At 69.4% G+C, this 22,544-nt stretch carries 20 protein-coding genes; 10 read left to right on the forward strand and 10 right to left on the reverse strand.

Features of this window, described 5'->3' with window-relative positions:
* The 8 genes from M3G03_RS11945 to M3G03_RS11980 form a co-directional block, all read right to left on the reverse strand.
* Window positions 1–698, reverse strand: a 698-nt coding sequence (locus M3G03_RS11945; protein WP_259810258.1) for a 13E12 repeat family protein, incomplete at its 3' end; no start/stop codon positions are given.
* Between the two features lie 83 nt (window positions 699–781).
* Window positions 782–1,456 (reverse strand): N-acetylmannosamine-6-phosphate 2-epimerase, encoded by a 675-nt coding sequence (locus tag M3G03_RS11950; RefSeq protein WP_259810259.1) that lies wholly within the window; start codon window positions 1,454–1,456, stop codon window positions 782–784.
* Window positions 1,456–2,400: an ROK family protein gene (locus M3G03_RS11955; protein WP_259810260.1), complete on the reverse strand. Its 945-nt coding sequence runs from the start codon at window positions 2,398–2,400 to the stop codon at window positions 1,456–1,458. Before M3G03_RS11955 ends, M3G03_RS11950 begins: the two co-directional genes overlap by 1 nt.
* Complete coding sequence (locus M3G03_RS11960) at window positions 2,397–3,314, reverse strand: dihydrodipicolinate synthase family protein (protein ID WP_259810261.1); 918 nt, start codon at window positions 3,312–3,314, stop codon at window positions 2,397–2,399. Before M3G03_RS11960 ends, M3G03_RS11955 begins: the two co-directional genes overlap by 4 nt.
* A gap of 42 nt (window positions 3,315–3,356) precedes the next feature.
* Window positions 3,357–4,160, reverse strand: coding sequence for an ABC transporter ATP-binding protein (locus M3G03_RS11965; RefSeq protein ID WP_259810262.1), 804 nt, complete (start codon window positions 4,158–4,160; stop codon window positions 3,357–3,359).
* Entirely contained in the window at window positions 4,157–6,301 is a 2,145-nt protein-coding gene (locus M3G03_RS11970) for a dipeptide/oligopeptide/nickel ABC transporter permease/ATP-binding protein (protein ID WP_259810263.1), read from the reverse strand. Before M3G03_RS11970 ends, M3G03_RS11965 begins: the two co-directional genes overlap by 4 nt.
* Window positions 6,301–7,266: an ABC transporter permease gene (locus M3G03_RS11975; protein ID WP_259810265.1), complete on the reverse strand. Its 966-nt coding sequence runs from the start codon at window positions 7,264–7,266 to the stop codon at window positions 6,301–6,303. The genes M3G03_RS11970 and M3G03_RS11975 overlap by 1 nt, the downstream gene beginning before the upstream one ends.
* A 97-nt stretch (window positions 7,267–7,363) precedes the next feature.
* The gene (locus tag M3G03_RS11980; RefSeq protein WP_259810267.1) at window positions 7,364–8,971 is read right to left on the reverse strand and encodes an ABC transporter substrate-binding protein; all 1,608 of its coding nucleotides are present in this window, start codon (window positions 8,969–8,971) and stop codon (window positions 7,364–7,366) included.
* A 255-nt stretch (window positions 8,972–9,226) separates the two neighbouring features.
* Between M3G03_RS11980 and M3G03_RS11985 the strand changes: the two genes are divergently transcribed.
* The gene (locus M3G03_RS11985; RefSeq protein ID WP_259810269.1) at window positions 9,227–9,958 is read left to right on the forward strand and encodes a FadR/GntR family transcriptional regulator; all 732 of its coding nucleotides are present in this window, start codon (window positions 9,227–9,229) and stop codon (window positions 9,956–9,958) included.
* Window positions 9,959–9,984: 26 nt separating this feature from the next.
* Here M3G03_RS11985 and M3G03_RS11990 read toward each other — a convergent pair whose 3' ends face one another.
* Entirely contained in the window at window positions 9,985–11,136 is a 1,152-nt protein-coding gene (locus M3G03_RS11990; RefSeq protein WP_259810271.1) for a glycosyltransferase family 1 protein, read from the reverse strand.
* 414 nt (window positions 11,137–11,550) lie between these two features.
* On the opposite strand from M3G03_RS11990, the gene M3G03_RS11995 reads away from it, so the two are divergent.
* Genes M3G03_RS11995 through M3G03_RS12035 form a run of 9 tightly spaced genes read left to right on the forward strand, consistent with a single transcriptional unit; the run spans window position 11,551 to window position 20,331 of the window.
* Window positions 11,551–13,740: a DEAD/DEAH box helicase gene (locus M3G03_RS11995; protein WP_259810273.1), complete on the forward strand. Its 2,190-nt coding sequence runs from the start codon at window positions 11,551–11,553 to the stop codon at window positions 13,738–13,740.
* A gap of 48 nt (window positions 13,741–13,788) precedes the next feature.
* Entirely contained in the window at window positions 13,789–14,805 is a 1,017-nt protein-coding gene (tsaE, locus tag M3G03_RS12000) for a tRNA (adenosine(37)-N6)-threonylcarbamoyltransferase complex ATPase subunit type 1 TsaE (RefSeq protein ID WP_259810275.1), read from the forward strand.
* Complete coding sequence (tsaB, locus tag M3G03_RS12005) at window positions 14,802–15,488, forward strand: tRNA (adenosine(37)-N6)-threonylcarbamoyltransferase complex dimerization subunit type 1 TsaB (RefSeq protein ID WP_259810277.1); 687 nt, start codon at window positions 14,802–14,804, stop codon at window positions 15,486–15,488. Before tsaE ends, tsaB begins: the two co-directional genes overlap by 4 nt.
* Complete coding sequence (locus M3G03_RS12010) at window positions 15,488–15,952, forward strand: N-acetyltransferase (protein WP_259810325.1); 465 nt, start codon at window positions 15,488–15,490, stop codon at window positions 15,950–15,952. Before tsaB ends, M3G03_RS12010 begins: the two co-directional genes overlap by 1 nt.
* The gene (gene tsaD, locus M3G03_RS12015) at window positions 15,945–17,009 is read left to right on the forward strand and encodes a tRNA (adenosine(37)-N6)-threonylcarbamoyltransferase complex transferase subunit TsaD (RefSeq protein WP_259810279.1); all 1,065 of its coding nucleotides are present in this window, start codon (window positions 15,945–15,947) and stop codon (window positions 17,007–17,009) included. The genes M3G03_RS12010 and tsaD overlap by 8 nt, the downstream gene beginning before the upstream one ends.
* A gap of 35 nt (window positions 17,010–17,044) precedes the next feature.
* On the forward strand, window positions 17,045–17,905 hold the full coding sequence (locus M3G03_RS12020) for a tyrosine-protein phosphatase (RefSeq protein WP_259810281.1): 861 nt from the start codon (window positions 17,045–17,047) through the stop codon (window positions 17,903–17,905).
* Complete coding sequence (locus M3G03_RS12025) at window positions 17,902–18,390, forward strand: 8-oxo-dGTP diphosphatase (RefSeq protein WP_259810283.1); 489 nt, start codon at window positions 17,902–17,904, stop codon at window positions 18,388–18,390. Before M3G03_RS12020 ends, M3G03_RS12025 begins: the two co-directional genes overlap by 4 nt.
* Window positions 18,387–19,589, forward strand: a complete 1,203-nt coding sequence (locus M3G03_RS12030) for a THUMP-like domain-containing protein (RefSeq protein ID WP_259810285.1) — start codon at window positions 18,387–18,389, stop codon at window positions 19,587–19,589. The genes M3G03_RS12025 and M3G03_RS12030 overlap by 4 nt, the downstream gene beginning before the upstream one ends.
* A 43-nt stretch (window positions 19,590–19,632) precedes the next feature.
* Window positions 19,633–20,331, forward strand: coding sequence for a hypothetical protein (locus tag M3G03_RS12035; protein WP_259810287.1), 699 nt, complete (start codon window positions 19,633–19,635; stop codon window positions 20,329–20,331).
* Window positions 20,332–20,346: 15 nt separating this feature from the next.
* On the opposite strand, the gene M3G03_RS12040 is transcribed toward M3G03_RS12035, so the two are convergent.
* Window positions 20,347–22,461, reverse strand: coding sequence for an ATP-dependent DNA helicase RecQ (locus tag M3G03_RS12040; protein ID WP_259810289.1), 2,115 nt, complete (start codon window positions 22,459–22,461; stop codon window positions 20,347–20,349).
* Window positions 22,462–22,544: the final 83 nt, after the last annotated feature.

Below are 22,544 nucleotides of genomic sequence, written 5' to 3' on the forward strand. Positions count from 1 at the left end.
ACCCACCCGCGACCCGTGACGTCCAGGTGGATCATCACCCTGTAGTGGTCACGTCGAGTTGGCGAGGTGACGCTGTCCAGCGACCGGCTGGCAACCTCCACCAGGCCGTCCCCGAGCGTCGCGCGTCCATTGCCCGCAGTGAACAGCGCGTCCTTGGCCTCGAGGATTGCCTGCTCCACGAGTGCGCCCTGCACCGCGTCAGTCTCGAAGCGCAGCCTGAATCGGTCACCGTGCCGGCTCATCGTCAGCTCCGACCCACGTCGTGACGGGGGAGTGCGCGGCTCCTCGTAGCTGCGCTGCTCGCGCTCGAAGGGGTACTTGGCGGCCACCCGTGCCAGCTGCGTCACCGACAGGGTCTCGCCAAGCTCGGCCACCTGCTGCTCAGCCCAGCCCGGGACGTGGCGGGCGATCACGGCCGCCTGGTCCAGGCTCATCCGCCCCTGCTCGACCAGAGCAACGGTGGTCGGCAGCTCCTCCCGCCGCTCGGCGAGGTGTACCAGCTGCCGCGACTGGGTGATCGAAAGCCCCGTGTAGACCTGCAGCCAGTGCTCGGGGGAGCGGACGCCGTCACCGGACCAGCCCGAGGTCTCCAGTAGGTGTGCCGTGAAGTCGACGAGCTCGGCATGCACGCGCGCGAGCTGGGAAGCCAACTGCCCAGCCCGTTCCGTGTTCACCCGCCACGTCGCTCCGTCGTCCATGTCTCAATCGTACACAGGAACGAATGCAAAGCAAGGGGTGGGTTTCGCCCACAGCTGAACTGAGGGGTTTGAAAGAAGGGGTGTCAGCCCAGTGCCTCCACGAACCAGCGCGTGATCGAGGTCGGGTGGGTGATCGCGGTCCCCACCACCACCGCGAACGCCCCCGCCTCGAGGGCGGCGGCCGCCTGGGCGGGGGTGTGCACGCGTCCCTCAGCGACGACGGCATGACCGGGAAGCTCCGCCACCAGCTCGCGCACCAGCTCCAGATCGGGCCCGACCGTCGAGGGCCTGGCGCCGGTGTAGCCCGACAAGGTCGTGCCGATGATGTCCGCCCCCGCCTCGGCCGCGGCCAGCGCCGACTCCACCGAATCACAGTCCGCCATCACCAGGGCCTCCGTGCGCTCCCGCAACCGGCGCACGGTCTCGGCGAAGGTCAGCCCGTCCGGTCGCGGGCGCAGGGTGGCGTCAATCCCGACGATGTCGGCTCCCGCCTCAGCCACGGCCACCGCATGCCTCAGGGTGGGGGTGATGAACACCCCTTCGGCGCCGTCCTTCCAGATTCCGACCACCGGGACGTCAACTACCTGCTTCACGCAGCGGATGTCGTCCAGGCCCTGGGCGCGCACTGCCGCAGCCCCGCCAATCTCGACGGCCTGGGCGACCTGCGCCATCGTGTCCGGGTGCCGCATCGGCTCCCCCGGATAGGCCTGGCAGGACACGACCAGTCGCCCGCGCAGGGCCTCCAGCAGCGGATGCATCAGACTTCCTCTCCTCGGGTCAGCTCGTCCTGGGCGAAGGCTGCTGCACCGAGCAGCGCTGCCTCCACTCCTGCGTGCGCGGGCAACACCGGGGTGCCCGCCACGGCGTCCATCGCATCATGGGTGATGCCTTCGCGAACAGCTCCCAGCCAGGGCTCGCCGATCTGGGACAGGCCACCGGTCAGCACCACGACCTCGGGGTCGATCGCGTTCATCAGCCCGCCCAGCACGCGTCCGGTCGCGACGCCACACTCGCGCAGCACGGCGGTGGCCAGTTCCTCCCCGGACGCAGCGCGCTGCGCGATCTCACGCGTGTCAGCTGCCCTACCGCCCCGGCGCAGGTACAGGGCGTGAATCCCGGGTCCGGACGCCAGGCCCTCCAGGTGCCCGGTGCGTCCGCAGCTGCAGGTCACCCCGTCAGCCTCGGGGACGGCGAGGTGTCCCAGGTGGCCGGCCACGCCACGGGCCCCGAAGAGCGGCCTGCCCTCGACCACCAGGCAGCCGCCGATGCCGGTTCCGACGGCGACCAGCAGTATGCTCCCACGCCCGGCCCCGGCGCCGAAACGCGCTTCGCCCAGACCATGCGCGTGGACATCGTTGAGCGCCACGGCGGGTAGCCCGAAACGCGTGCTGAAGGCTGAGACCAGGTCGGTTCCCGGCCAGCCGGGCAGGGCGTCGGTGGCGTGGGTGACCACCCCGCGGTGCACGTCCACCACACCGGCGGAGGCGACACCGACGGCGCGTATCGGCTCATGCCCCCGGCCCCTGCCGTCGGCCAGGGAGGTGGCCAGTTCGAGCGCATTCTCCAGCACTCGAGCGGCGCCCTCCCGGGCCGGCGTGGGGGAGGTGACCCGCTGCAGGATCCGGGCGTCCCCCGCCGGGCTGAGTTCAACGAGTGCGGCCGTGGTCTTGGTGCCGCCCAGGTCCAGGGCCAGGAGGTTCACAACAGTCCGGTCCTGACCAGGATCTCGCGGATCCCGCCGATGGCCTCGCCCTCGAGGGGGCTCATCGGGCGCGACATCATGTTGGTGTCGAAGACCCCCAGTTCGCGCAGGGCTGTCTTGAAGGCACCCACGCCGGCTGCGGGACCGACCTTTCCGACGGGCTGGTAGACGATCTCGAACAACTCGGCGAGACGGTCCTGCTCGCGGCCAACGACCTCCCAGTCACTCGCCATCGCGGCCGCGTGCATGCGGACATAGGCGGCGGGGTCGACATTGCCCAGACCCGGCACCGAACCGTCCGCGCCGGCCAGGTAGGAGCCGTCCACGACCACCTCGTGACCGGTGAGCAGGCTCAAGGGGGAGCCGGCCCTGCGGTTCAGCGACGCGAGCAATCGGAAGGAGACGTCGTCACCGGAGGAGTCCTTGACCCCGGCCAGCACGCCATCCTGTCCGAGCCTGACCAGCATGGCCGGGGCGAGCTTGGTGTGCACGCAGACCGGCAGGTCATAGGCCCACAGCGGTAGGTCGGTGGACGCGGCAAGGATGCGGAAGTGGCTGTCGATCTCCTCGGGGCCGGTGATGGCGTAGAAGGGGGCAGTGGCCACGACCCCGGCGATGTCCAGCCCCTCCATGGCGCGAATGTGCTGCAGGACACGATCGGTCTGCATGTCGATCGCTCCCGCGATCACGGGGACGCGGCCCGCGACCAGCTCCAGGACCGTCCTCAACACCTCCAGGCGACGGGCGTCGTCAAAGAAGGCGACCTCGCTGCTGGAGCCCAGCGCGAAGATGCCGTCGACACCGGCGTCGACGAGACGGTTGACCAGCTTCTCCAAGGAGGCGTGGTCGAGCTCGCGGTCGGCCGTCAGCGGGGTGAGCAGCGGGGGGATGACACCGCGCAGCGGGGTGGTCATGGCAGGACCTTTCGTGGAGGGGGGCACGTTGTGGGCAGAGGGTCAGAGCAGGGAGGGGGTGGCACCGAGCAGCTTGCGGGTGTACGCCTCGCGCGGGTTGTCGAAGATCTCCTGGGCTGGGCCGGTCTCGATGATGCGACCGGCGAGCATGACGGCGATCCGGTCCGAGACATAGCGCACGGTGTTGATGTCGTGGCTGATGAACACCAGCCCGAGCCCCAGGGTCGACTTGAGGTCGGCCAGCAGGTTCAGCACCTGCGCGCGCACCGACACGTCCAGGGCGCTGGTCGGTTCGTCGGCGACGATGATGTCCGGGTCCAGCACGAGGGCCCGGGCGATCGCGACGCGCTGGCGCTGGCCACCAGAGATCTGGCGCGGCAGCACGTCCAGGGCGGACTGTGGGAGGCCGACCAGGTGCAACAACTCCTTGACCTTGGCCAGGCGCTCGGCATGGCTGCCGATGCCGTGCACGTTGAGCGGGTCGAGTAGCTGGTCACGCACCACCATGCGCGGATTGAGCGCCGTGGCGGGGTCCTGGAAGACCACCGAGACCGAGCGTCCCAATTGCTTGCGGGCGTGGCGATGGGAGCCCAGCTCGGCACCGTTGAACAGCACCATGCCGCTGGTGGGGGGCTGCAGACCCACCATGACGCGGGCCAGGGTGGACTTGCCGCAGCCGGACTCGCCGACGATGCCGACGACCTCGCCGCGATGGACGGTGAAGTCCACTCCATCGACGGCCCGGATGCGATCGGGGCGGAACAGCTTGCCGGTGCGCAGGCGGTGCACCACGTGGACGTTGCGCAGGTCGATGACCGGGGTGGTGCCGCTGGTGGGCGCGCTCATCGGAGTCCTCCTTCAGCAGTGGTGGTCGCCACCCAGTGCGAGGTGCCGGGGATGCGCACCATCTGCGGGCGGATGTCCAGCCCGACCTCCGGCCGGGAGGAGCGGGGAGCGAACCGGTCGCCCTTGACGAAGTCACGCGGTGCCGGGACGGTTCCCGGGACCTGGTGCAGGCGCGAGGCGCCGGACTCGATCGAGAGCACCGAGCCGAGCAGGCCGCGGGTGTACTCGTGGCGGGGGTCGATGAGCAGTTCGGTGGTGGTGGCCTGCTCGACGACCTGGCCGGCGTACATCACGGTGATCCGGTGGGCCAGCTGGGCGACCAGAGCGAGGTCGTGGCTGACGAAGACCATCGCGAAGCCCAGTTCGTCCTGCAGGCGACGGAGCAGGTCGACGACCTGTCGCTGCACCGTGACATCCAGGGCGGTGGTCGGCTCGTCGGCCATCACCAGGCGTGGGTTGCGGGTCAGGGCCATGGCGATCAGCACGCGCTGGCGCTGTCCACCGGACAACTCGTGGGGGTAGGAGGCCAGCATCCGCTTGGGGTCCAGGCCGACCAGCTCGAGCAGTTCCTCCGCGCTGCGCGTGCCGCCGCGACGGAGGAGCTGGTTGAGCTGGGTGCGGATGAGCATCGACGGGTTGAGCGAGCTCAGCGCGTCCTGGTAGACCATCGCCATCTCGTGCCCGCGCAGGGCATTGCGCTCGCGAGGCCCCATGGTGAGCAGGTCGCGCCCCTCGAAGAGGATCTCGCCCTGGATGCGTGCGGTGCGCGGCAGCAGGCCCATCACCGCCATGGACGTGATCGACTTGCCGCAGCCGGACTCACCGACCAGCCCCATGGTCTCGCCGGGGCGGACGTCGAAGGAGACGTTGTCCACGATGTCGACCTCGCCATGGGCCTGCGGGAAGGCGATCCGGAGGTCCTTGACCTGGAGCAGGGGAGCGGCGTCCTGGTCGGCGAGCACCAGCCGGTCGGTCCGGGCGCTTTCGTGGACGCGCAGGGACTGCAGGGATTCGTTCAGCAACCGGGTGGCGGTCGCCTGGTCGGTCAACCCGAGGACGCCGGTGGCCTGCAGTTCTGGGGCGGTCTCCTCCGCGTCCTGCGGCAGGATGCCGGCCGGGCGCTCGCCCTGGGCGGGGCTGAGGACCTGGTCGTCCAGGGCCTCCTCGGTGGCGGCCACCGGGTCGACCAGCATGGCCTTCTCGTCGGCCTCGACGTCGACCTTGCGGCGGATCGTGGGGCTGGCCAGGGCGTCGGTGAGGCCCTCGGAGAGAACATTGAGGGCCAGGACGGTGAGCAGGATCATCAGGCCGGGGAAGAACGTGGGCCACCACAGGCCGGAGATCAGCAGCTGCTTGCCCTCGGCCAGGATGTTGCCCCAGGACGGGTTCGGCGGCTTGACTCCGGCGTTGATGAACGACAGCGAGGCTTCGAAGACGATGGCGTCGGCGACCAGGACGGTGGCGAAGACCATGATCGGGGCCAGGCAGTTGCGGGCCACATGCCTGATCAGGATCCAGGGGGTCGAGGCGCCCATCACCTTGGAGGCGGCGACGTAGTCCTCGCCGAACTGGCTGATCACGTTCGCCCTGATCACGCGCGCCAGTTGGGGGACGTAGAGGAAGCCGATGGCCAGGATGATCACCGGCAGTGAGGTGCCGAAGACGGCGACGAAGACCACGGCCAAAGCGATGCCCGGGAACGACATGATGATGTCGAGCAGGCGCATCAGGACCTCGGAGACCCACTTGTGGGCGGTCGCGGCGATCGAGCCGAGCACGGCGGCGACCAGCAGCGCAGCGCCGGTGGCGCACAGGCCGATCAGGAGCGATGAGCGGGCGCCGTGGAGGACGCGGGAGAAGATGTCGCGGCCGGAGGCGTCCGTGCCGAACCAGAAGGTGCCATTGGGGGCGACGGCAGGGGACTGCATGGCCTCCTGGGAGACCGTGCCCACGATGCTGGGGTCGGTCGACAGACCAGTGGCCAGTGGGTCGAAGCGGCTCAACAGGGGGGCCAGCAGCGCAGCCAGGACCATCAGCAGCAAGAAACCAACGGCAATCCTGGAGGTCCAGGGCAACCGGCGCAGGGAGTCCAGACGTCCGCCCTGCACGGAGGAGAGTCGGGTGGAGAGCTTGCGACGCATCAGATGCTCCTGATCCGTGGGTTGACGAGGACGTAGAGCATGTCGACCACGATGTTGACCACGATGAACGCGATGGCGACGGTCAGGGTCACGCCCTGCACGAGGAAGACGTCATTGCGGGTGACGCCGTCAAGGATGAGCTGGCCCATGGCCTGGATGTTGAAGATGATCTCGATGATCACCGCACCACCCATCAGGTAACCCACGCGCAGGCCCAGGACGGTGATCGGGTTGATCAGCGCATTGCGCAGCACGTTGCGGGCCACCACGACCGGGTAGGGGACACCGCCACCGACGGCGGTGCGGACATAGTCCTTGTCGAGTTCCTCGACCATCGAGGTGCGTACCACGCGGGTGAGCGAGCCGGCCACGGGGACGGCCAGGGCGACGGCGGGCAGGGTGACGTTGTTCGCCCAGACCGCCGGGTTGTCCCGGAAGGGGATCCAGTCAGTGACCAGGGCGGGGAAGCTGCCCCAGCCGCCGGGGACGGTGCCCAGCCACTGGATCAGCAGGATCGCCAGCCAGAACGAGGGCGTCGCCAGCATCGCGATGGACAGGATGCGGATGAGCTGGTCGGGCCAGCGGTCGCGGTAGAGGGCAGCAACCACGCCCAGCACCAGCGCCAGCACCACGGCGAGCGCCAGGCCCAAGAAAGTCAGCTGCAGGGTGATGGGGAAGGCCTTGGCAACCACATCCGTGACCGGGGTGTTGCCGCTGGTTGTGCCGAGCCGGCCCTGCAGCAGGCCACCCAGGAAGCGCACGTAGCGGGTCAGCAGCGGGTCATCCAGGCCATGGGTGGCGCGGTAGTTGGCCAAGGCCTCCGCGGAGGCCGATTCGCCCAGCGCCAACCGTGCCGGATCAGAGGGGGAGAAGGACATCACCACGAAGACGAGCAGGGTGACCCCCAGGACCATGATCGGGAAGGCGACCAGACGCCGGCCGATCAGTCGGAGCAGGTTCGACACGGAGCAACTCCTTGGGTGCGTGTCAGGCGGGGTGGCCCCGGTGGGTGGCCACCTGGAGAAGGTGGCCACCACGAAGGGCCGGGGTGTCAGTGGGGCATCACTTGGTGCTGGCGACGTTGACGAAGCTCAGGCCGGTCAGGGAGATCGGCTTGAAGTCGACCAGCGAGCTGGCGTCCCAGGCGGTGGGGGTCTTGCGGTGGAACAGCGGGTAGAGCGGCACGTTCTCGCTGAGGACGTCGAAGGTCTCGCCCCAGGTCGTCTTCTGCGCCGCCTTGTCGGTGTTGTTGAGGCCCTTGGCCAGCAGGTCCTGGACCTTCTTCCAGGACTCGGTGCCCTTCCAGTGCATGCGCTTGTCGGTCCAGGTGTCACCGGCGTACCACCAGCGCATCAGCAGGTCGGGGTCGTTGCCGAAGACCGAGGGGTCGCCGGGGGCGATCACCACGTCGAAGGCGTCGGGCTTGCCGTCGATGGTGTTGTAGACATCGGAGGACTTCTTCTGCTCGAACTCGACCTGCAGGCCGGCGGCCTTGAGGGACTCCTGGATGATCGGGGTCACCTTCTGCACCCAGTCGTGGTCGGTGCACAGCATCCGGAACTTCTTCAGACCGGTCTGGCCGAAGAGCTGCTTGGCCTTGTCGACGTCCTTGGAGTAGACGACCTTGGCCTTCTTGTACTCCGGGTGGTTGCTGGGCAGGAAGGAGGTGGCGGCCTCGGCCTGGCCGAGCAGGCCGGTGGCGATCACCTTGTCCATGTCGATGGCGTAGAGGAAGGCCTGGCGGTTGCGGACGTCCGAGAAGGGGTTGCCCTTGTCGTTGTTGAACATCGCGAAGAGCAGCCCGAAGCCCTGCACCGACTCGACCTGGGCGCTGCTCTGGAGCTGCTTGATCGATAGGTAGGGCACCGAGTCGATCGCCTGGACCGACTTGGACTGGATGGCGTTGGTGCGGGTGGAGGCGTCAGGGATGATCTGCCACTCCATCAGCTTGGCGCGCGCCTTGCGGGGGCCGTTGTAGGCGTCGAAGCGCTCGAAGGAGATCTTCTTGGAGGTGGCGCCGTTGTCGGTCATCTTCCACGGGCCCGAGCCGATCGGGTTGGCGTCGAAGGCCTTGGCGTCCTTCTCGACAGCAGCCTTGGGCACGATCTTCACCACGGCCAGGCGATCGGCCAGGACCGAGGTCGGGTGGGCCAGAGTGAAAGTGACAGTCTGGTCATCCTTCTTCTCCACCTTCTCGATGAAAGGGATGAAGCTGGCGTAGAGGGAGGCATTGGCCGGATCCATCACACGGGAGAAGGAGAAGACCACGTCGTCGGCGGTCACCTTGCTGCCGTCGTGGAAGGTGGCCCCATCACGCAGGGCCACGTCGACGGTCTTGCCGTCTCCGCTGGGAAGTTCCTTGGCCAGGGCTGCGTAGGTCTCGCGGCTGGCCGGTTCGATCTCGGTCAGGCCCTCCATCGTGTGCCAGTTCGCCGCCACGGTGAGGGCGGCGCTGGTCGACATCGGGTCGTAGCCGTTGGTGCCGAGCTCGTAGGAGATCGCAGCCTTGATGGTCCCCTCCTGCTTGGCCGCCCCCGAGCCAGCGGGGGCCTGGGTGGTCGCACTGCTGCCCTTGTTCGCCGGGGCACAGGCCGCCAGGGATGCCGAGAGCGCGGCGGCCCCGCCAATGCTCAGGAAGGCCCGGCGGGAGGGCTGGTGGGTGAACTGCATGGTGATGCTCCTTTGCGTCATCGTCCGTGCCACGGGCTGTCCCGGAACACTCGGCGCCCCCGCGCTCGCGGGTCCCGCTTAACATCAGACGTCTGATGTCTGATGTGGATAGGATGACCTTACGACCTCGCCGACCGGCGGGTCAAGGGGGGCCCGGACATGACCTATTCTCCGAACGGGGCCCGACCGCGTGCGTCCGTGACGGGCCAGCGCCAGATGTTCATCCCTTGACGGGCTGGGAAAGGGTGGGACTGCATGTCTCGAAGCAAGGAACCGTCCGCGGCCAACCCGCGGGATGCGATCCCCCGACGGGGCGGTACGGGCTCTTCCACTGTGCAGGCGATCAAGTCCCACATTCTCGACCGGGGGCTTCGTCCGGGAGATCCGCTGCCCACCGAGGCCGAGTTGGTGCAGGAACTGGGCGTCTCACGCTCCTCGGTGCGTGAGGCCATCCGCACCCTGGTGTCACTGGACCTGGTCGAGGTCCGCCACGGCCACGGCACCACCGTCGGCAACATGTCGCTGGCACCCTTCATCACCGGGCTCGTCTTTCGCAGCCTGCTCAATCCCGATGGCCACCTGACGACCCTGCGGGAAGTGGTCCAGTTGCGAGAGGGGATTGACTCCATGGTCGCCCTCCAACTGGTCGAGCGCCTGCGCGGTGAGGAAATGCCGGAGCTCGAGGCTCTGGTGGAACGCATGCGCGAGCGCTCGACGGCGGGGGAGTCCTTCATGGAGGAGGACCAGGAATTCCACCGCCTGTTGCTCAACCACGTCGGCAACGACTTGGCCACCGAGCTCGTCGTGGCCTTGTGGGAGGTCAACACGATCGTCGTCCCCCTGCTGGGCATCGCCGCCCCCGACGACATTCGCGACACCGTCGAGGCGCACGGCGACATGCTGAAGGCCCTCCGGGCGGGAGACGCCGATGCCTACCGACAGGCCGTCGTGGCGCACTACCGCCCGCTGCACAAGATCCTCGACTGATCCCGGGCTGCCGGGACCCGGTGGGCTCAGAGGGCGGTGATCAGGGGCTGGCGTTCAGCCGACTGGCTGGCCAGCTGGATCGCCCGCTCGTAGTGGGCCACGAGCTGGCCACAGAGCGCCGACCAGGTGCGATGCTCCACGGTGTCCCGGCAGGTGCGTGCGAAGGCAGCCCGCTTGGCGTCGTCCCCGACCAGGTCGGCCACGTAGCTGCGCAGCCCCTCGAGGTCGCCGGGTTCGTAGAGCCATCCGGTGTGCGAGGGCGACACCAGGTCGATCGGGCCACCGCGACGCGGCGCGATCACCGGGACGCCGGAGGCCTGCGCCTCCTGGATCGTCTGCCCAAAGGTCTCCAGTTCGCCGGTGTGCACGAAGACGTCGAAGCTCGCCAGCGAGATGGCCAGGTCCTCGCCTGACTTGGGGCCGGTGAAGATGGCCTGGGGGAGCTGCTTCTCCAGCGAGCCACGCAGCGGGCCGCCGCCGATGACGACCACGCGAGTGCCGGGCAGGTCCCTGAGGACACGCAAGTCCTCCACCTGCTTCTCGGCGGCCAGTCGGCCCATGTACCCTACGATCTTCTCACCCGTGGGCGCCCACTGCCGACGCAGTTCCTCGGAGCGCTTGTCGGGGTGGAAGCGGACCGAGTCGACGCCACGGGCCCAAATACCGACGCGCGGGATGCCCTGGTCGATGAGTTGCTGGCGGGCGTGGGTGGAGGGCGCGAAGTTCAGTGTGGCCAGGGAGTGGGCGTGCCGCAGGCGGCGCCAGAACACCGGCTCAAGATGGGGAGCCCCGTAGCGGGCCGCGTAGGTGGGCACCTCGGTCTGGTAGATCGCCACGCTCGGCAGGCCCAGATGGGCGCAGGCCAGCGCTGCCTTATAGCCCATCATGAAGGGTGCGGCCAAATGCACGACATCGGGCTCGTGGTCGCGGAGGATCTTGGCCATCGCGAAGGTGGTCGTCCCGCAAACACGGACATCGGCGTAGCCCGGCAGGCCCATCGACGGCACCGTGATCACGGGGAAACCGGCGTACTGGCGGGGCGTGCGGCCCGGGTCGTTCGGTGCTACCACGAAGGCATCGTGGCCGGTGGCGCGCAGGTGCTCCAGCACACGCAGGACCGAGTTCGTGACCCCGTTCACCTGGGGCAGGAAGGATTCGGCCACAATCGCAACGCGCATGTCTCGGAGTCTAACCCGGCCCCGTCGGGGCTCCGGCGTCCAAGCGAGGCAGTTGAGTTGAACTCTGGATGAAGTCCTGGTGGCGGCCCGCCCCGGCCCCCGGGCGCGCGATTTCAGTCTGGCGGGATGATCGCGTAGAGTGGACCGACGGCCCGGCCCGATGCCGGTGGCCACCCTGACGGAGCGAACTCCGCAGGCGATGCGAATCAGTTGCAGGGAGCCCCGCATGGACGGGGACGAGGGAGTGCGACCAATTCGCCCCTACATCCTCGATATTTCCCTAGCCCACCGGGCCGGTACGACTACGCCGCGCTGACAGGTGCGCTGAACCGTGTCGCCGACGTCGTTGGCGATGAACCGTGCTGCCCACGAGCTGGGCGGCTGTCCGCCTCCGTGCGTGAAGGGTAGAAGCACATGTCTTTCAACAACAGCAATTCCCGTCCCAAGAAGGTTCGCGGCCCGAAGGCTGCCAACTCGAAGAAGGGCCCCAAGTCCTCCAAGGCCGATGGCACCCCCAAGAAGCGTTGGAGCGCCGCCGAGCGCGCCGAGCGCGGGCATGCCCCGCGTCGTTCCGGTGGCGTCCGCAGTCAGGGCATCGAGCCCCGTTTCGGTTCGGGACGCCCGCGGTCGGGCGGTGAACAGCGTTCCTTCGAGCGCGACGCCCAGCGTTCGGAGCGTCCTGCCCGTCGTGACGACTTCCGGCGGGACGACTTCCGGCGGGACGACTTCCGCCGTGACGACTTCCGCCGTGACGACTTCCGGCGTGACCAGCGCGGCGATCGCCAGAGCAGCTGGGGGCGACAGGACCGCCCGCAGCGCGGTTTCGACCGCGAGGATCGTCCCCGCGACGACCGTCGCACCGACGAGCGCCGCAGCTGGGGCCGAGATGACCGTCCCCAGCGCTCCTTCGACCGTGAGGATCGCGGCTCGCGCGGCTGGGACCGCAATGACCGTCCCCGCAATGACCGTCCCCGCAAGGACCGCTTCGGTGGCGAGGACCGTGGACCCCGCGAGTGGAACCGTGACAACCGTTCCCGCACCGGGTCCTGGGGGCGTCCCGAGCGCACCGAGCGTTTCGAGCGCAGCGACCGCTTCGAGAAGCGTGACCGTTTCGATCGCGACGAGTCGGCCGATGAGGCCCAGCTCGACGTGATGGAGTGGCAGCAGGAGGAGGTCGAGGTCGACACCTCCACCGTGGACACCTCCGTCGGCTTCGGCGAGCTCGGCCTACCCGCTGAGATCGTGGGCCTGCTCGCCCAGCGCGGCATCACCACCCCCTTCCCGATCCAGGTCGCGACCATCCCCGACGCGATGGAGGGCCACGACGTCCTCGGTCGTGCCAAGACCGGCTCGGGCAAGACCTTGGCTTTTGGCCTGCCGCTGGTCCATCGCCTCTCCCAGGGTGATGAGCACAAGCGCAACCACGGCAAGTCCTTCCGCACCCCGCGTGCGATGGTGCTGGTGCCGACCCGCGAGCTCGCGCTCCAGGTCGCTGACGTGGTCTCCCCGCTGGCCAGCTCGCTCGGCCTCAAGCTGGTGCTGGTCGCCGGCGGCATGAGCTACGGCCCGCAGATGAAGGCCTTCGAGAAGGGCGTCGACATCGTCGTCGCCACTCCCGGACGCCTGATCGACCTGCTCGAGCAGGGCGCTGCGGACCTGTCCGACGTGCAGGTGGCCGTCCTGGACGAGGCGGACCACATGGCTGACCTTGGCTTCATGCCCGCCGTCACCACCCTGCTGGACGCCGTCTCGCCCAAGAGCCAGAAGCTGCTCTTCTCCGCCACCCTCGACGGGGCCGTGGACCGCCTGGTCCGCAAGTACCTCAAGGACCCGGTCCTCCATGAGGTCGACTCCGACAAGGGCGGCGTCGCGACCATGCACCACCACGTGCTGCTGGTCCGCCCGCACGAGAAGAACGCGATCACCGCCCAGATCGCCAACCGCGAGGGACGCACCGTCATCTTCGCCCGTACCCAGCTCGGCAGTGACCGCGTCGCCAACCAGTTGCGTGAGGCCGGCGTCATGGCCGGCGCCCTCCACGGCGGCCTGACCCAGGGCGCCCGCGCCCGCATCCTGGCGGCCTTCAAGGAGGGCACCCTGCCCGTCCTGGTGGCCACCGACGTCGCGGCCCGTGGCATCCACGTCGACGAGGTCTCGCTGGTGCTCCAGCTCGACCCGCCGATGAACGGCAAGGACTACACCCACCGCGCCGGTCGTACAGCGCGAGCCGGTGAGGAGGGTGCGGTGGTCTCCATCGTCCTGCCCCACCAGCGTCGCCAGACCCTGCGCATGATCGGCAGCGCCGGTGTGAAGGTGAACCCCGTCGAGATCCTGCTCGGGGACCCCGAGCTGAATGAGCTGACCGGTGCCACCAAGCCCAGCGGGGAGGCGATCAGCGAGGAGGACTTCAAGAAGCTCGTCGCACCGCGTCCCCTGCACAAGCCCCGCGCCCAGCGAGACCGGGACGATCGCGGCGCCTTCGGTGGCCAGGGTCGTGGCCGTGGGGGTTGGAAGGGCGGTCGTCGTGGCGGTCGCGATGGCGGACGTGGCTACGGTCGCAGCCCGCGCATTGCCGAGTCCGGCGGTTGGAACAAGGATCGCTGACCCGGCATCGGGGGATCGGCATGACCCCCGGGCGTAGGATCGAACGCTGTGACACCAGCAGATGAGAGCAGTGCGGAGGCCACCACCGAGGTGCGCCTCCGCATCGCGGTCCCCGAGGACGCGCCGCTCGTCCTCGACGTGATCCACCGGGCCTTCGGCGCCCGCCCGGCAGTCGACCCGCCCGCTGACGCCCTGGGCGACACCGTCGAGGACGTGGTGGCCCGGATGGAGACCGGCGAGACCATCCTGGCCGAGGTCGACGGGCATCCCGCCGCTTCGCTTGTCGTCAGCGACCCTGTCCCCGGCAGCGGCATGGGACGCGAGCAGGACCGCGTCGCGGGCATCCATCGCGTCTCGGTGCTGCCCGGTTTCCGCCAGGTCGGTCTGGCCGGCCGGATCATCCGCGCAGCCATCCTCATGGCCGTTGACCTGGACGCCACCCACATCGAGTTGCTCTCCCGGCGTGAGTTCCCCCAGAACCGGCACCTGTGGGAATCCCACGGCTTCCAGGCCGACCGGGAGGTCGAGCTCGGCTGGATCATGCGCCGCGAACTGCCCGTGCGCGAGCTGGCCGCGTCCCGGGAGGAGATGCAGGCCCTGGGCTCTCGCATCGCCCGGGTGCTGCGACCCGGTGACCTGGTGATCGCCTCGGGCGGGCTGGGCGCGGGCAAGACAACGCTGACCCAGGGACTGGCCGAGGGTCTCGATGTGGAGGGCAGCGTCATCTCGCCCACCTTCGTCATCTCCCGGATCCACCGTTCGCGCAGCGGAGGGCCGGACCTGGTCCACGTGGACGCCTACCGCCTCGGCTCCGCCGTCGAGGTGGAGGACCTGGACCTCGCCGCGAGTGCCCCCAACGCGATCACGCTGGTCGAATGGGGCGTCGGGATGGCCGAGGGACTGTCGGATTCTGCCCTGCGCATCGACATCCAGCGCTCACCCGACCCCGAGGACGAGACCCGCACCGTCCTGATCTGGGGTGAGGGTCAGCGCTGGGTCCATGACTCGCTGCGTGAGGCCCTGGCAGGCGCCGGTTCGCATAACAACCACCGAGGACGAGCATGAGCACCTGGACCCTGGCCATCGACACCTCCACCATCGTCACCGCCGCCCTGGCCCATGACGGGGAGCTCGTCGCCGAGGACTCACTGGACGACACCCGTGCTCACACCGAACAGCTGATGCCGATGGTGGTTGGCTTGTGCGACAAGGCGGGAATCGCGTTGGCACAGGTCAACGAGGTCGTCGTCGGAGTGGGACCAGGCCCTTTCACCGGCCTGCGTGTGGGCATCGTCACCGCCCACACCATCGCCGCGCTGGCAGGGGTCACTGCGCGCGGGATCTGCAGCCTGGACGCCATTGCACTGCAGGCCGTCGAGTCCTCAGCGGAGGTTCCCGCCGAGTTCCTGGCCGTGATCGACGCCCGCCGCAAGGAGCTCTACTGGGCCCGTTACTCCGCCACCGGGGAGCGGCTCGAGGGCCCGGCGGTGAACGCTCCCGAGGACCTGCCGGGCCTCCCGGTGACCGGGCCCGGTGCGTCGCTGGTTGCCGATGAGGGACGCCCCCAGTTCGGCCCGCACCAGCTCTGCGCGGGCATTCTGGCGCTGCGCGGGCAGTCGCTGCCCGACATGGGTCTGGACGCCCTCTACCTGCGCGCCCCGGATGCCGCCGTGCCCACCAGCCGCAAGTCCACCCTGCTCCCCGAGCAGCGGCTGGCCCCGCGCCGGGATCGCAGGCCACGCCCGTGATGCCCCAACGCGCCGAAGCCGGCGACGCGGCAGCCCTGGCGTCCCTCGACGAGGCCTGCTTCGAGGGCCGAGAGCGCTGGAGCGAGAAGCTCTGGGAGGACGAACTCCGGGCGTCCGACCGTTTCGTCGTGGTGCAACGCGACACCCACGAGCTCGTCGCCGCCGCGACCTTCCAGCAGGTGGTCGACACCGCTGACCTGCACCGCGTGATGGTCCACCCCAGCCGTCGTGGGCTGGGGCTGGCACAGCAGCTGGTGCTCGCCGGCATCGAATGGGCGCTCGGGCGGGGTGCGGAGAGGATGCTGCTGGAGGTCCGCCACGACAACCACGCCGCCCTGGGGCTCTACCGGAGGCTCGGCTTCGAGACCCTCGATACCCGCCCTGACTACTACGGTGCGGGGCTGGACGCCCAGGTGATGAGCGCCGACCTTCCACTTCGACCGCGAGGAGCAGACCATGACTGACACCGCGCTGACCCCTGCTGAACCGCTCGTCTTGGGCATCGAGTCGTCCTGTGACGAGACCGGCGTCGGGATCGTCCGGGGCAACGAGCTGCTCGCCCACGAGGTGGCCAGTTCGGTGGACCTGCACGTCCGCTACGGAGGCGTCGTGCCTGAGGTCGCCGCCCGGGCGCACCTGGAGGCGATGGTCCCGACCCTGGAACGGGCCTGCCAGACTGCTGGCGTCGACCTGTCGGACCTGGATGGCATCGCCGTGACCGCTGGCCCCGGCCTGATGGGAGCCCTCGTGGTCGGACTGTCGACCGCCAAGGCGCTCGCAGCCTGGCTGGACAAGCCGCTCTACGGGGTCAACCACCTCGCCGGCCACGTGGCCGTCGACCTGCTCGACCACGGCCCGCTGCCCACGCCCTGCATCGCGCTGCTGGTGTCGGGCGGGCACACCTCCCTGCTGCTGGTGGAAGACATCGCCACCACGATCACCGAACTCGGTGCGACCATCGACGACGCCGCCGGCGAGGCCTATGACAAGGTCGCGCGGCTACTTGGGCTCGCCTACCCGGGCGGACCGGTCATCGACAAGGCCGCCCAGCTGGGTGACCCGAAAGCGATCCACTTTCCGCGCGGGCTGACCGCCAGGCATGACCTGGAGAAGCACCGCTTCGACTTCTCCTTCTCGGGCCTCAAGACCGCCGTCGCCCGCTGGGTCGAGTTGCGCCAACGCGATGGGCTGGACGTTCCGGTGAACGACGTCTGCGCCTCCTTCCAGGAAGCAGTGGCCGACGTGCTCACCCGCAAGGCGGTGGATGCTGCCCAGTTCCATGGGGTCAACCACATGCTCATCGGCGGGGGAGTGGCCGCCAACTCGCGTCTGCGCGGGCTGCTGGAGGAGCGCACCGCTGCCGCCGGCATCGAGCTGCGCCGCCCGAGGCCGGCATTGTGCACCGACAACGGCGCCATGATCGCCGCCCTGGGCGCCCAGGTCATCAAGGCCGGGGGACGCCCGAGCTCGCTGGACATCTCGGCCAACTCCGGGCTACCGGTCTCGACCATCCTGGTCTGAGGCGGCGCCCTCGCCGGCTCGCTAGTGTCAGGGGCATGGACGCTGACTGGCTGAACTCCCGCTGGCTCGATCTCGACGGCCCGACCAATGCTCGTTCGCTGGCTGGCCTGCCGACCCGTGATGGTCGTGCCGTGCAGCCCGGGAGGCTGCTGCGTGCTGACCATCTGCAGGACCTGAGCGCGTCCGATGTGGCGACCCTGCTCGAGGAGCACGGCGTGACCGAGGTGCTCGATCTGCGCACCGACACCGAGCGCGAGTGCGAGGGGCCGGCGCCGCTGGACTCCGAGTCGTCGGTGCGCGTGCACCGGATGTCCTTCCTCCCGAGGGAGGACGACGAGCTCCGCGAGGTCGATGGTGCCAAGATCATGCCCTGGCACACGATCCCCGACCATGACGAGCTCGAGGACGAGGAGGCCACGGACCAGCCGGTGGAGAAGGCGATCGCCCCACTGGTCTACATCGCCTACCTGCACGACCGGCCCGACTCCGTGGTGGCGGCAATGAAGACGATCGCCCACGCCGACGGCGGTGTCCTCGTGCACTGCGCGGCGGGCAAGGACCGCACCGGCACCCTGGTCGCCCTCGCCCTCGACCTCGCTGGTGTCGACCGGGAGGCGATCCTGGCCGACTACCTGCTGACCGGTGAGCGGATCCCACGCATCATCGAACGGATGATGGGCAGCGAGACCTACCGTGCCAACCTGGAGGGGCGTCCGTTGGAGGTCTTCATGCCCCGGCCCGAGTCGATCCACGACGTCTTCACGGTTCTTGACCAGTCCGGGGGGGCTGAGCAGTGGCTCCGTGCCCAGCGGGTGAAGGACCCCTGGACGACGGCGGACACGTCGGCGCTGCGGGAGCGATTGCTGGGTGCGGCTGACGAAGCGGGCCGCGCGTGATCCGTCCGATCCTGACCACGCTCGCCTTCGTGATGCATCCCGATGGGGAACGGGTGCTGATGTGCCATCGCATCGCCCGCAGTGACGACGACCAGCACGGGAAGTACAACGGCGTCGGTGGCAAGGTCGAGCGCGACGAGGACGTCGTCGAGTGCATTCGACGTGAACTCCGCGAGGAGGCGGGGATCGAGGCGACCTCGCTGCGGCTACGGGGGACGGTCAGCTGGCCCGGCTTCGGGCGCGACGGGTCGGACCACTTCGGCTTCATCTTCGTGGTCGACGAGTTCACCGGTGAGGTGCCTGCGGAGAACGAGGAGGGCGTGCTCACCTGGGAGCCGGTGGACCTCCTGGGAGAGCTCGACATGTGGGAGGGTGACCGGTACTTCCTGCCGCTGGTCTTCGACCCCGAGGTGCCCCAGTTCCATGGCGTGCTTCCCTACCGCGACGGGCACCCGCAGTCCTGGTCGGTGAGCATCCTGCCGTGATCCTGTTGACCGATGAGGGGCGCGCAGCCCTGGAGCTGGCTGCCGAGCATTCCGACCCGACCTCCCTGGCCGCTGCCACTGCGCTCCGGCGCGAGTTCAGCCCCGAACTGGCCGGAGCCGCGCTGCATCAGGAGGCGTTGCGTCGAAAGGCCGTGGCCAAGTTGGGGGAGCGGGCGCGGGGCATGCTCTTCACCCCGGAGGGACTGGAGCAGGCCACCCGTCGCCCGGTGGCCGAGTGGCGAGCCCGCCGTCTGGTCGCGGCCGGCGTCCGAGAAGTCGTTGACCTCGGGTGCGGCATCGCGGCCGACGCGATGGTGATGGCTGAGCATGGCGTGAGGGTTACCGCGGTCGAGATCGACCCGGACACCGCCGCCTTGGCCGCCCACAACCTGTCCTGGGCCCAGACCTCGACCGGCGAGGCAGCTGAAGCGTTGGTGAGGGTGGGGGACGCCCTGGCCCTGGCGCCGGAGCTGCTCTCCCGCCCGGATGTCGCTGCCTTCGTCGACCCCGCCCGGAGGACTTCGCGTGGGCGGAGCTGGCAGCTGGAGGACCTCACCCCGTCCTGGGGATTCGTGCTCGACCTAGTCACCGGCGGGCAGCCGGCGGTGGTCAAACTCGGCCCGGGTGTCGATCGCGCGGAGTTGCCAGCGGTGTTCACCAGCCATGTCAGCCATCGCGGGGACGCCGTCGAGACGACGCTGTGGTCGGGCCTCGACCTCGGCGGCGGTGCGGGCCCCGGGATCGGGGAGGCGGTGCTCGTCTCGGACGAGGTCCGGACCCTGAGCGGGCCGCCCGAGGCGCTCCCGGTCGGCCCCCTGGGGCGTTTCGTCCACGAGGCGGACCCTGCGGTCAGCCGCGCCGAGCTGGTGTGGAGGCTCGCGCCCGACCTGGTGCAACTCGACCCGCACGCGGGCTACGCCACCTCGGACCAGGTGCTGCCCGCACCGTTCGCCACCAGCTTCACGGTGCTCGAGCAATTGGACCCACGCCCCAAGCACCTCGCGCGGTGGGTGAAGGACCATGACATCGGGACCCTGGAGATCAAGAAGCGCGGACGCGGGGGAGCGCTCGACCTGGACCCGGCTGTTCTCCGCAGGCAACTGGCACCACGCGGGACCCAGTCGGCGACCGTGATGTTCTGCCGCATCGGCGGGGCTGTGACGGCCCTCCACGTCCAGCGAGCGAACCACAGTTCCTGAGCATTTTTCAGCATTTGGTGATGGCGGCCCTATGCTCGTCGCCGTGAGCCAAGAGCGCGTTCAGGAACTCCTCCAGATCGCCGAACCCCTGCAGGGGGACGAGCGGCTGGTTGTGCTGACCTTCGCCGCCCGCGAGTGGGGCAAGGTGGGGGAAGTCGGGCGCGCCCATGAACTGCTGGACCGGGTCGCTGCGGAGAACCCCACCGGAATCGAGGCGCGGGCGCGGCTGAGTCTCGAACGCGCCTGGCTGGTGCTGGACGAGGACTCCGACACCGCACCCGATCGTGCCGCCGACCTGGCTCGGGAAGCGGCTGGTATCACGGCCTCACACCTGGACACCACCCCGCTCGGCGGGCTGCACATCGAGGCCCTGCGCTTGCGCGCCCGCGCCGCCGACACCGCCGATGAGCAGATCGCGAGCCTGCGCAAGGCGATTGCGCTGTGCCAGTCGTCGAAGGATCCGGAGGCTCGTGCCTGGGAACCACGGCTGTTGATCGACATCGCCCGCGTGGACTATCAGGTCCAGCGGATCGCGCTCGCACGCCAGCGCCTCGACGAAGCCATGGAATCGGCCCGCCGCACCGGCGATGAACCGGCAGCGCACGAGGCAGCTCGCCTCCAGGCCTGGATCCAGGACCAGCTCGACGAACTGGCGCGAGCCCACCAGATGGACGAGCAGGAAACCGTGGCCCGCCTGCGTCTGCCGGCCGGGGAGCGCGGGGCCCCCGACCTGAACTCCTGAGCATCGCGGAGGAGCTCAGGCCTGTAGCGCCAGGGCGAATGGCAGGACTGCCTCGGCGCCGGCCCCCCGCAGCGCCACCGCCGCCACGGTCAGCGTCCACCGGGAGTCGACCAGGTCATCGACCAGTAGCACCGGCCCGTTCAGCCCGGCCAAGCGGTCTGCCATCGCAGCCGGAACACGGATCCTTTCCCAGACCCCCGCCAGACGAAAGGCGGAGTTGCCACCCGGTTCCCCGGTGGGGCCGCCGTGCGCCAGTTCGAGTGGTCCAAGATCCTCCATCCGGCCCAGTGACGCCAGCCCACCGGCCAGGGACTCGACCAGCTGGGGTCGTGATCGCGAGGGCACATGGGCCACCGCCACCGGCCGTTGCGCCCAGTTCCACTCCTTCAGGACCGGGATACAGGCCTGCACCACCTCCTGGGGAACTGGCGCGTCCGGGGTGGCGAACAGCCCCCGCAGCCGTTGACCCGCGCCCAGGTCACTCAGCCGGGCCACCACCCGGCCCACCTCGGCGCCGGCGGCGATCCGCCCCTTCACCGGGACGCCGAGGCGCTCCATGCCGGTGGGCCACTGCGCACGCGGTTCCAGCAGCACCCCGGCCCGCCCCAGGGCGGTCCGTGCCGCGACCACAGCGGCCTCCGGCAGCGAAGCGTCGAACCAGGGCCCCGCGCAGACATCGCAGCGTCCACAGTCATGAACGTCGGGGTCGTCGAGCGATTCGGTGAGGAAGGCCATGCGGCAGCGCTCGCCACGCTGGTAGTCCAGCATTAACTCCTGTTCCCGGCGCCTGGCCTCGGCGACCGTGGCATAGCGCGCCGCGTCATGGGCCCACGGCTGCCCGGTCCACTCCCAGCCCCCCTTCACCCGCCGCACGGCACCATCGACGTCCAACACCTTCAACAGCAGCTCCAGCCGGGCGCGGCGCAGGTCCACCAGGGTCTCCAGTGCGGCCGTGGACAGCGGACGGCCCGCCTCAGCCAGGGCGTCGATGACCGCCAGTGCCTTCTCCTCCTCCGGCATGGAGGCGGTCGCGAAATAGTGCCAGATGTCGCGGTCTGCAGCGCTGGGCATCAGGAGTACGTCGGCGTTCACCGCGCCACGCCCCGCCCGGCCCACGTGCTGGTAGTAGGCGACCGGCGAACTGGGCGCACCCAGGTGCACCACGAAACCGAGGTCCGGCTTGTCGAAGCCCATCCCCAGAGCCGACGTGGCGACCAGCGCCTTGAGCCGGTTCTCCCGCAACATCTCCTCGAGGTGCTCGCGCTCGGCGGTGTCGGTGCGTCCGGTGTAGGCCCGCACCACATGGCCCGATTCGGTCAGGGCGCGAGCCAGGTCCTCGGCGGCGGACACGGTGAGGGTGTAGATGATCCCCGAGCCCGCAAAGTCGTCCAGATGGGCACACAGCCATGCCACCTGGGATTCGGCATGGGGAAGGTTCAGCACCCCGAGCCGCAGCGAGTCCCGCGCCAGCGGGCCGCGGATCGTCAGCACCTCGTGACCCCCGGCACCCAGCTGCTCGGCCACATCGCTCACCACCCGTGCGTTCGCGGTGGCCGTCGTCGCCAGCACCGGGACGCCGGCCGGTAGCCCGTGGAGCAGGTCCTTGATGCGGCGGTAGTCGGGCCGGAAGTCGTGTCCCCAGTCGGAGATGCAGTGCGCCTCATCGACCACCAGCAGCCCGCAGTGAGCAGCCAGCCCCGGCAGCTGCTCGGCGCGGAAAGTGGGGTTGTTGAGCCGCTCGGGACTGACCAGCAGGACGTCCACCTCGTCGGCAGCGAGCGCAGCCGCCACCTGGGGCCAGTCCGTGGCGTTGGCAGAGTTCATCGTCACCGCGCGGACCCCGGCGCGTTCGGCAGCGGCGATCTGGTCACGCATCAGCGCCAGCAGGGGGGAGACGATGATGGTCGGCCCGGTGCCCTCCGCACGGCGCAGGGCGGTGGCGACGAAGTAGACCGCCGACTTGCCCCAGCCGGTGCGTTGCACGACCAGCACGCGGCGATGATCTTCCACGAGAGCGAGCACCGCGTCCAACTGCCCGTCACGGAAGATCGCGTCATCGCGCCCGACCAGCCGCCGCAGGACGTGCAGGGCGCGGTCGGCGACGGGGGAGGGGGACTGTGTCTGGATCATGGTCCCCACGGTAGGAGCTACTGCTGACACATTCGACAGCCTGTGGACAACTCCGTCCAGAGGTCTTTTTGGCACTCGGCTTG

Origin of the sequence: Aestuariimicrobium sp. p3-SID1156 (assembly GCF_025144225.1) — a bacterium.
Taxonomy (GTDB): domain Bacteria; phylum Actinomycetota; class Actinomycetes; order Propionibacteriales; family Propionibacteriaceae; genus Aestuariimicrobium.

Bases quoted from the DNA above. Each gene is read 5' to 3' on its own strand.
- M3G03_RS12040 (WP_259810289.1), bottom strand. From the start codon at position 22,461: ATGATCCAGACACAGTCCCCCTCCCCCGTCGCCGACCGCGCCCTGCAC.
- M3G03_RS12020 (WP_259810281.1), top strand. From the start codon at position 17,045: ATGGACGCTGACTGGCTGAACTCCCGCTGGCTCGATCTCGACGGCCCG.
- M3G03_RS11985 (WP_259810269.1), top strand. From the start codon at position 9,227: ATGTCTCGAAGCAAGGAACCGTCCGCGGCCAACCCGCGGGATGCGATC.
- M3G03_RS11990 (WP_259810271.1), bottom strand. From the start codon at position 11,136: ATGCGCGTTGCGATTGTGGCCGAATCCTTCCTGCCCCAGGTGAACGGG.
- M3G03_RS11970 (WP_259810263.1), bottom strand. From the start codon at position 6,301: ATGCGTCGCAAGCTCTCCACCCGACTCTCCTCCGTGCAGGGCGGACGT.
- M3G03_RS11995 (WP_259810273.1), top strand. From the start codon at position 11,551: ATGTCTTTCAACAACAGCAATTCCCGTCCCAAGAAGGTTCGCGGCCCG.
- tsaB (WP_259810277.1), top strand. From the start codon at position 14,802: ATGAGCACCTGGACCCTGGCCATCGACACCTCCACCATCGTCACCGCC.
- M3G03_RS11980 (WP_259810267.1), bottom strand. From the start codon at position 8,971: ATGCAGTTCACCCACCAGCCCTCCCGCCGGGCCTTCCTGAGCATTGGC.
- tsaD (WP_259810279.1), top strand. From the start codon at position 15,945: ATGACTGACACCGCGCTGACCCCTGCTGAACCGCTCGTCTTGGGCATC.
- M3G03_RS12010 (WP_259810325.1), top strand. From the start codon at position 15,488: ATGCCCCAACGCGCCGAAGCCGGCGACGCGGCAGCCCTGGCGTCCCTC.
- M3G03_RS11960 (WP_259810261.1), bottom strand. From the start codon at position 3,314: ATGACCACCCCGCTGCGCGGTGTCATCCCCCCGCTGCTCACCCCGCTG.
- M3G03_RS11950 (WP_259810259.1), bottom strand. From the start codon at position 1,456: ATGCATCCGCTGCTGGAGGCCCTGCGCGGGCGACTGGTCGTGTCCTGC.
- M3G03_RS11965 (WP_259810262.1), bottom strand. From the start codon at position 4,160: ATGAGCGCGCCCACCAGCGGCACCACCCCGGTCATCGACCTGCGCAAC.